The sequence below is a fragment of the Ideonella flava genome (assembly GCF_051857595.1).
Classification (GTDB): Bacteria; Pseudomonadota; Gammaproteobacteria; order Burkholderiales; family Burkholderiaceae_C; genus Ideonella.
This window is the reverse complement of sequence record NZ_JBPZHD010000002.1, coordinates 678256-686932: the sequence shown is the minus strand read 5'-3', so window position 1 is coordinate 686932 and position 8677 is coordinate 678256. Positions and strand designations below refer to the sequence as shown.

Sequence of the window (8677 nt, the reverse complement as noted above, 5' to 3'; positions counted from 1 at the left end):
CAGGGCTGCCCGCAGCCCTGGTCCAGCCACGGGTTGGTGTAGGCAATGCCTACACCAACCCGTCGAACAGCCACACCTCGACCATCTCGCCCGCGGCCACGGAGCCCTGCTCGTGACCGAGCACCAACAGCGCATTGGCCTCGCTCATGCTGCGCAGGATGCCGGCGCCCTGGCTGCCGGTCGGGCGCACCTGCCAGCCGCTGCCGTCGGCCGCCGGCTCGACGAGGGCTCGCTGGAATTCGGTGCGGCCCGGACGTTTGCGGATCGCCGTGGCGCTGCGGGCCTGCAGGCGCGGCGCGGGCGCGCGCGACGCGCCGGCGAGCTGCCACAGCGCCTCCTGCGCGAAGGCATAGAAAGTGACCAGCGCCGCGACCGGATTGCCGGGCAAGGCGAAGAGCCAGGCCGGACCATCGCCGGTGGGACGGCGCAGCGAACCGAAGGCGAACGGCCGCCCGGGGCGCATCGCCACCTTCCAGAAGGCGACCTCGCCATGGCGGGTGAGCAGGTCGCGCGTGTAGTCGGCGTCGCCCATGCTGACGCCACCGCTGGTCAGCACGACATCCGCCTCGCGCAGCGCGCGTTCCAGCGTGGCCTGCAGCGCAGCCGGTTCATCGCGCACCAGGCCCAGGTCGATCACCTCCACCACGCCGAGGCGCCGCAAGGCAGCGGCCAGGCTGTGGCGGTTGCTGTCGTAGATGCAACCGGCATCCAGCGGCTGACCGGCGTCGCGCAACTCGTTGCCGGTGGAGAACAGCGCCACCTTCAGCTTCGGGATCACCGGAAGTTCAGTCAGGCCCAGCGACGCGGCGAGGCCCAGGTCCGCCGGGCGCAGCACGCGGCCGCGCGCGAGCGCGGGCCTGCCACGGGCCAGGTCTTCGCCCTGGCGGCGCCGGTTCTCGCCGGGCCTCAGCGACCCTGCAGGGACGCTCAGGACGCCGCCCTCCTCGCGGCACAGCTCCAGCGGCACCACGGTGTCCAGGCCCGGCGGCATCACCGCGCCGGTCATGATGCGCAGGCACTCCCCGGGCGCGACGGCGGGCGGCGCGGCATCCCCAGCCATCACGGCGCCGGCGACACGGAAGCGGCTGTCGCCCTCCGGCAGCAGTTCGACGCCCCGGAAGGCGAAGCCGTCCATGGCCGAGTTGTCGTGCGCCGGCACGTCGATGGGGGAGATCACGTCTTCGGCCAGCACGCGCCCCAGCGCCTCGGCGAGGGCCAGCCGCTCGACGCCGCCGATCGGCGAGAGGCGGGCCGCAATGCGTGCACGCGCCTCGGCCACGCTGATCTGCAAATCCCCCTGCGCCAGAGGCGAGGGGCCCAGTTCGGTCGGTGATGACATGCGAAGGGTCGGATGCGAGGGATCCGGAGATTGTGCGCCGCGAGGCGTATGCAGCGCGCTTCATATCGCCGGCTGGCGGCCCGGCCGGGACAATCGACGACGATGTCCACCCTGACCGATGCCCTGCCGCTCGCCGCCCGGCTCGTCTGGCAGGGCGATGCCGAGCTCTGGCGCATCGTCGGCCTTTCGCTGCGGGTGAGCCTGGCCGCCTGTGCCCTGGGCGGGGTGGTGGGCCTGGCGCTCGGCGCCTGGCTCGCGGTGGCGCGCTTTCCCGGCTGGCGGGCGGTGATCTGGGCCCTGAACACGGCCCTGGCGCTGCCCTCGGTGGTGGTGGGCCTGCTGATCTACCTCTTGCTGTCGCGCGCCGGGCCGCTCGGCTCGTTGGGCCTGCTCTTCACCCCCGGCGCAATGGTGATCGCGCAGGCGGTGCTGGTGCTGCCGCTGATCACCGCGCTGACCCGCCGGCTGGTGCAGGACGCGCTCGACGAAGGCGGCGACCAGCTGCGCTCGCTGGGGGCCGGCCCCTTCATGGCCGCGCTTCTGATGCTGCTGCACGAACGGCGCGCGCTGTTCACCGTGGGCCTGACGGCCTTCGGCCGCGCGGTGTCCGAAGTGGGGGCGGTGATGATCGTCGGCGGCAACATCAACGGCGTCACGCGGGTCATGACGACCGCGATTGCGCTGGAGACGAGCAAGGGCGACCTCGCCCTGGCCCTGGCGCTGGGCACGGTGCTGCTGCTGGTCGTGGCGACCCTCCATTTGTGTGCATCCGCCCTGCACGGTGCGGCGGACGCTGCCCAGGCGAGGCGTCAGGAGGCGGTGGCATGACCGGCATGCCGCCTGCCACCCCCGTGCCGGTGGCGGCGCCGCTGGTCACCGTGCAAGCCGCCAGCGTTCGCTTCGGGGCCGTCACTGCGCTACGCCACATAGACCTCGAATTGCGCCGCGGCGACCGGCTTGCCCTCGTCGGCGCCAACGGCTCAGGCAAGTCGACATTGCTGCGGCTGCTGCACGGGCTGGTCCCACCGAGCGAAGGCCGCTGCACCCCGCACGTGCTGCTTCCCGAGCGGCGCTTGCCCGTGGCCGCGATGCTGTTCCAACGGCCCTTCCTCCTGCATCTGTCCGCCCAGCGCAACGTGTCGGTGGGCCTGTGGCTGCGCCGCGTCCCGCAGCCCGAGCGGGCCGAGCTCACCGCCCGGGCTCTTCAGCGCGTGGGCCTCGGCCGGCTGGCCAACCGGCCGGCACGGCAGCTTTCGGGCGGGCAGCAGCAACGCCTGGCGCTGGCGCGCGCCTGGGCGCTCAAGCCCGACATCCTCTTCCTCGACGAGCCGACCGCCAGCCTCGACCCCAGTGCCAAGCGCGAGGTGGAGCAATTGATCGAGGACTTCGCCGCCGAAGGCATGACCGTCGTGCTCGCCACCCACAACCTGGGCCAGGCCAAGCGCCTGGCCAACCGGGTCGCCTACCTCGAAAGCGGCCGGCTCGTGGTGGAAAAACCGGTCGACGAATTCTTCCAGACCGACCAACTGCCGCCCGAGGCAGCGCACTTCCTCAAAGGAGAGATGGCGTGGGTGTGACAAGACGAGGCGCGGCACTCGCCCTGGCCTGTGTATTGGGCTCGGTCGGGGGCGGATCGGGCCTCGCGGCGCAGGCCGCCGAAGCACCTTTCATCGTGCTGGCGTCGACCACCTCGACCGAGCAGTCGGGCCTGTTCGCCCACCTGCTTCCGGCCTTCAGCCAGACGACCGGCATCGAGGTGCGTGTGGTCGCCGTCGGCACCGGCCAGGCGCTGGACATGGCGCGCCGCGGGGACGCCGATGCCGTGCTGGTGCACGACACCACGGCCGAAGAGAAGTTCGTCGCCGAAGGCTGGTCGTTGCATCGCCGGCCGGTCATGTACAACGATTTCGTGCTGATCGGCCCGCAGGCCGATCCGGCCGGCGTGAAGGGCCACGGCATCGCCGCCGCCCTGGCCCGGCTGGCGCAAAAGCCCGAGACCGGCTTCGTCTCGCGCGGCGACAAGAGCGGCACCCACGCGGCGGAACTGCGCTTGTGGAAGGCCGCCGGTGTCGACGTCGCCAACGCCCGGCCGCCCGGCTACAGGGACTGCGGCTGCGGCATGGGGCCCGCGCTCAACATGGCCGCGGCCACCAGCGCCTACGTGCTGGCCGATCGCGGCACCTGGCTGTCGTTCAGGAACCGCGGCGACCTGGCCATCCTGGTCGAAGGCGACAAGGCGCTGTTCAACCAGTACGGCGTGATGGTGGTCAACCCGGCGAAGCACCCGCACGTCAAGCAGGCCCAGGCGCAGGCCTTCGCCGACTGGATCACCGGCCCGGCCGGCCAGGCGGCCATCGCGGGCTACAGGATCGGCGGCGAGCAGCTGTTCTTTCCTAACGCCAGAAGATGACGCCACAGGCCAGGCCGGCGGCCTTCGACAGCCCCTCCCGCAGATGCCGGCAGCAAGCTAGGGAGCCCCAATAGGGGGAGTCTGGTAGGGGGTCCTGGTAGGGGGGATCCGCTGTCCGGATCCGTCCGGCCATTCCGTATTTGCAGAGGACAGCCCGTTGCGCGCATCGCCACCGGACAAGTCGCATCACCACTCTGCTCAAGGACGGAATCGCCATGTACCGCATGACTCTCATCGCCACGCTCGTCGCGGCCACCCTGCCCGCTCTCGCCGAAGCGGCCCCCACCCTGACCCAGTCACTGGCGCAGATGGACGCCGAACAGGCGGCCGACTACCTGGGCCGCCCCGGCGCCAAGGTCCGTGACACGGCCGAGTTCCAGCGCATGAAGGACTACGTCCGCCAGCACTATGACGGCGTGGTGGCCCTGCACCACTTCGAGCTGTCGCCCGGCCAGGTCTTCGACTGCGTCGACGAGCTCACCCAGCCCGGCGCGCGCCGCCTCGGCCTCACCCGCGCCGACTGGCAGCGCAAGCCCTCGCAAGGGCCCGTCGATGCCGATGCGGACACCCAGCTCGCGCCCGCCATGGACCGCCATGGCCGCGACCCCGGCATCTTCCTGAAGCCCGCTGCCGCCGGCGCCGCCGAGGTCGATGCCGAAGGCCAGGCCAAGGCCTGCGCCAAGGGCACCATCCCGATGCAGCGCCTGACGCTGTCCAGGCTGGCGGCCTTCGAGTCGCTGGATCACTTCCGCCACAAGCGCGGCCTGCCGGGCACCGGCGGCCTGCCGGGCGAGGGCATGCAGATGCCCGAAGCCACCGTGCACGAATACGCCCACGCCTACCAGAACGTCTCCAACTGGGGCGGCGAAGCGACGATGAACATCTGGCGCTCCTACACCGAGCTGAACTCCGAGTTCTCTCTCTCGCAGCTCTGGGCCGTGGCCGGCAGCGGCAGCGGCCTGCAGACGGTGGAAGCCGGCTGGCAGGTCTACCCCAACCGGCACCTGTCCAGCCACCCGAGCGACGCCCACCTGTTCATCTACTCGACCCAGGACGGCTACAACAACACCGGCTGCTACGACCTGGACTGCGATGACTTCGTGCAGACCAACAGCGACGTCGCCATCGGCGGCTACTTCACCAACCACAGCGTGGTCAACGGCACCCAGTACGTCACGAAGATCATGGCGCTGAAGGACCACACGACCGGCCACTGGTGGATCAAGGTGGGCGACGTGTATGCCGGCTACTACCCGCGTTCGCTCTACAACTCGAGCGGCCTGCGCGACAAGGCGACGAAGATCGACTTCGGCGGCGAGATCGTCAACACCTGGCCGAGCGGCCGCCACACCCGCACGGACATGGGCAGCGGCTACCAGCCCTCGGCCGGCTACAAGTACGCGGCCTACCAGCGCACGATCCGCTACATCGACCTGAACTACGCCTACCACACGCCGAGCCTGACCGAGTCGCGGACCAAGTCGGCCTGCTACGACATCGACAGCGCCTACGACAGCGGCACGTGGAAGACCTACTTCTACTTCGGTGGCGAGGGCTACGGCACCGGCTGCCCCTGAAGGCTTAAGCTGGGGGCCTTGCATCCTTGCGAGGCCCGCCATGCTGCACCCTCAAGCACGCGCCCTGCTGAAGCTGATCGAAGAGCGCGGCGTCGCGCCCACGCACACGCTGTCGCCAGCGGAGGCGCGGCGCGTGTACCGCGAGCGCCGCGCCTTCACCCAGCCCGAGCCGCCACGAGTGGAGGAATGCCGGGAGCTGGCGGCCGAGGGCATCCCGCTCAGGATGTACCGGCCACTCGGCGCGCCGGCCGGCGAGGCCTTGCCGGGCCTCGTCTACTTCCACGGCGGCGGCTGGACGATAGGCGACCTCGAGACGCACGACACGCTCTGCCGAGAGCTCGCCAACGGTGCGGGCTGCGCAGTGATCTCGGTGGATTACCGCCTGGCACCGGAGCACCGGTTCCCGGCGGCCTTCGAGGATGCCCTGGCGGCCACGCGCTGGACGATGCGTGAAGCAAACGCGTTAGGCCTGGATGCAAGACGGCTTTCCGTCGGCGGCGACAGCGCCGGCGGCAACCTCGCCGCCGCCGTCGCCATCGCCCTGCGCGACGACGCCGAAGAGGGCGACACCACGCCGCCGCTGGCCTTTCAGCTGCTCATCTATCCGGCCACCGATCAGCGTTGCAACCAGCCTTCTCACCAGCGCAACGGCCAGGGCTACCTGCTCACCAGCGACACGGTCCGCTACTTCCACGACCACTACCTGCCGGATCCGGCGCTGGACCTCGACTGGCGCGCCTCTCCCCTGCTCCACGAGAACCTCGCCCACCTGCCGCCTGCCTTCGTGCTGGTGGCCGGCTACGACCCTTTGCACGACGAAGGCGCCGCCTACGCCCAGCGCCTGAGCGAAGCCGGCTGTCACGCCACGCTCGTCAACTTCGAGCGCCAGATCCACGGCTTCATCCTGATGGGCCGCGTGATCGACGAGGCCAACGCCGCCGTGCGGCTGTGCGCGGCGGAGCTCAAGAGGGGCCTTTCCCGCTGATCCGTTCCTCATTGCGTACATCCCAGCCCGCAGGGAATCGACCCGGCCATGATGGCGCCCTCGCGCGAGCTGCTGCGCCAGGGCATTCAACGGCTCCTGAAAACCCGGGTGTTATGCTGCGCCGCGTGAACCCCTGCAAGGCCCTGCCCCGCTCGCTGCGACGATCCGACCGACGACTCATCGTCGAGCGGACTCGTCCAGCCTGACGCCGGCACCCAGACCAGGCGTTCATCCCCCAGGCCACGAGACCCCTCGTGGCCTTTGTCGTTTCCGGCCCTGCCTTCTCGGTTTCTTGCCGCAGGCACGGGGCAGTGGCAACAGCGGCGCGTGGTGTCTTCGTTGGTCGATTTCTCCCGCCACCGACGACAGGAACGACACCGATGCCCACGACCATTTCCCCTGCCCCGCGGCCCTTTGCCGATTTCCCGGTGCAGGCGCTGATGCCCTTCACGACCCGCCCGCCGCTCGTCTTCACCGAGGGGCGGGGCAGCTGGCTCCATGATTCGGAGGGGCGCCGGTACCTCGACCTGGTCCAGGGCTGGGCGGTCAACACGCTGGGCCACGCACCGCCCGAGGTGGCTCGCGCACTGGCCGAGCAGGCCGGCAAGCTGTTGCACGTGGGCCCCGGCCTGCACAACGCGCCGGCCATCGCGCTGGCCGATCGCCTGGCGAGCCTGAGCGGCCTGGACCGCGTGTTCCTTGCCAGCAGCGGCGCCGAAGCCAACGAGGGCGCGATCAAGCTGGCGCGCAAGTTCGGCCGCAGGCATCGGGGCGGCGCGTACGAGATCATCACTTTCCGCCATGCCTTCCATGGCCGCACGCTGGCGGCGATGAGCGCCAGCGGAAAGCCGGGCTTCGACACGCTGTTCGCGCCGCAGGTGCCGGGCTTCCCGAAAGCTGACCTGAACGACATCGCTTCGGTGGCGTCACTGGTCGGCCCCGGCACGGTGGCGGTGATGCTGGAGCCCATCCAGGGCGAAGCGGGCGTCGTCGAGGCGAGCACCGACTTCCTCCAGGCCCTGCGTCGACTGACCAGCGAACTCGGCCTGCTGCTCATCGTCGACGAGGTCCAGACCGGCGTCGGCCGCACCGGCACGATGTTCGCCCACCAGCGCGCCGGCATCCGGCCCGACGTGATGACGCTCGGCAAGGGCCTAGGCGGCGGCGTGCCGATCGCGGCCGTGCTCGCGCGCGAAGAGGCCTGCTGCTTCGAGCCCGGGGACCAGGGCGGCACCTACAGCGGCAATCCGCTGGTCTGCGCGGCGGCGCTCGCAGTGCTGGACGTGGTGGCCAACCCCGGATTCCTGCCCGCCATGGCCGCGCGCGCCGAACGCTGGCGCGCCGGACTGGATGCGCTGGCGCACCGCGAAGGCGGCCCGGCCACGAGCGGCCAGGGCCTGCTGCTGGCGCTGGAACTGCCTCAGCCCGGCCGCGCCCAGCGCCTGGCCGATGCCCTTCGCGACCGGCCGGGCCACGGCATGCTGGTCAACGCCGTGAGGCCCGAGCGGCTGCGCCTGATGCCCGCGCTCAATGCGAGCGAAGGCGACCTGACCCTCGCGTTGGCGCTGCTCGACGAGGCGCTGCTGGCCGTGGGCTGACGGCGTGCTTCAGCGCGCCGGCCCGCGCAAGCCGTCCTCCGCGGCCCGGACGATGGTGTCGACGACCTGGCCGCGCAGGGCGTCGATGTCGTTCCAGGGGTAGCGCCGGTTCACCAGCCTCGCGTGCAGGTAGCCGATGACCATCGCCGCGCGCAGGTCGCGCGCGGCGAGGGCGCGGGCGCGATCCACGCCCAGCTCGTCCGCCCAGGCCTGCAGCACTTCGAGCGGCAGGTCGATCACCCGCTGGTAGCTGCTCAGTGCCACGGCTTTCGGCGCCTTGCGGGGCAGGTGCGGCTCCTCGGTCATGAAGACCAGGCGGAAGTGGTCGGGATGCGTCTCCCAGTAGGCGATGGCCGACTCGGTGCAGGCGCGCATTCGCGCCCGCGGGTCCGGGCCGGCGGCTTCGACGGCTTCGGCCATTCGCCGGTGGACGTCGTCCATGACGAAATCCCACAGGCCCTGGACCAGCTCGGCCTTGTCGGCGAAGTAGCGGTACAGCGCCATGGCCGACACGCCCACCGCCGAGGCCACCGCCCTCATCGTCAAACCGTGCAGGCCCTCCCGCCCGAAGATTTCGAAGGCCGCCACCAGCACCTGCTGTCGCAGCTCGGCCTGCTCCTCGGCGCTGGCACGGCGAATCCGCCTGACGGGTTCTGATGCCGAAACCGATTTCACGATCAGATCATTCGATAAATCATCATTCTGACTGTCCCGGTGCATGTTTACAAGTAATTTAGCGGCGATTTCGCACGTACATCGAACAAGCGT

8 protein-coding genes are annotated in these 8677 nt (G+C 70.5%); 6 read left to right on the top strand and 2 right to left on the bottom strand.

Annotated features, from left to right (window positions below):
• Positions 1–49: 49 nt before the first annotated feature.
• Positions 50–1339, bottom strand: a complete 1290-nt coding sequence (gene moeA, locus ACS5PM_RS06855; protein ID WP_439386838.1) for a molybdopterin molybdotransferase MoeA — start codon at positions 1337–1339, stop codon at positions 50–52.
• A gap of 102 nt (positions 1340–1441) precedes the next feature.
• Between moeA and ACS5PM_RS06850 the strand changes: the two genes are divergently transcribed.
• The 6 genes from ACS5PM_RS06850 (at position 1442) to ACS5PM_RS06825 (ending at position 7909) form a co-directional block, all read left to right on the top strand.
• Positions 1442–2167: an ABC transporter permease gene (locus tag ACS5PM_RS06850; protein ID WP_439386837.1), complete on the top strand. Its 726-nt coding sequence runs from the start codon at positions 1442–1444 to the stop codon at positions 2165–2167.
• Positions 2164–2916, top strand: a complete 753-nt coding sequence (locus ACS5PM_RS06845) for an ABC transporter ATP-binding protein (RefSeq protein WP_439386836.1) — start codon at positions 2164–2166, stop codon at positions 2914–2916. The genes ACS5PM_RS06850 and ACS5PM_RS06845 overlap by 4 nt, the downstream gene beginning before the upstream one ends.
• The gene (locus tag ACS5PM_RS06840) at positions 2913–3749 is read left to right on the top strand and encodes an ABC transporter substrate-binding protein (RefSeq protein ID WP_439386854.1); all 837 of its coding nucleotides are present in this window, start codon (positions 2913–2915) and stop codon (positions 3747–3749) included. Before ACS5PM_RS06845 ends, ACS5PM_RS06840 begins: the two co-directional genes overlap by 4 nt.
• Positions 3750–3964: 215 nt before the next feature.
• Positions 3965–5326: a neprosin family prolyl endopeptidase gene (locus ACS5PM_RS06835; RefSeq protein ID WP_439386835.1), complete on the top strand. Its 1362-nt coding sequence runs from the start codon at positions 3965–3967 to the stop codon at positions 5324–5326.
• A gap of 40 nt (positions 5327–5366) precedes the next feature.
• Positions 5367–6311 (top strand): LipP1 family hormone-sensitive lipase, encoded by a 945-nt coding sequence (lipP1, locus tag ACS5PM_RS06830; protein WP_439386834.1) that lies wholly within the window; start codon positions 5367–5369, stop codon positions 6309–6311.
• Positions 6312–6691: 380 nt separating this feature from the next.
• Positions 6692–7909, top strand: a complete 1218-nt coding sequence (locus tag ACS5PM_RS06825; RefSeq protein WP_439386833.1) for an aminotransferase class III-fold pyridoxal phosphate-dependent enzyme — start codon at positions 6692–6694, stop codon at positions 7907–7909.
• Positions 7910–7918: 9 nt separating this feature from the next.
• Here ACS5PM_RS06825 and ACS5PM_RS06820 read toward each other — a convergent pair whose 3' ends face one another.
• On the bottom strand, positions 7919–8584 hold the full coding sequence (locus tag ACS5PM_RS06820) for a TetR/AcrR family transcriptional regulator (protein WP_439386832.1): 666 nt from the start codon (positions 8582–8584) through the stop codon (positions 7919–7921).
• Positions 8585–8677: the final 93 nt, after the last annotated feature.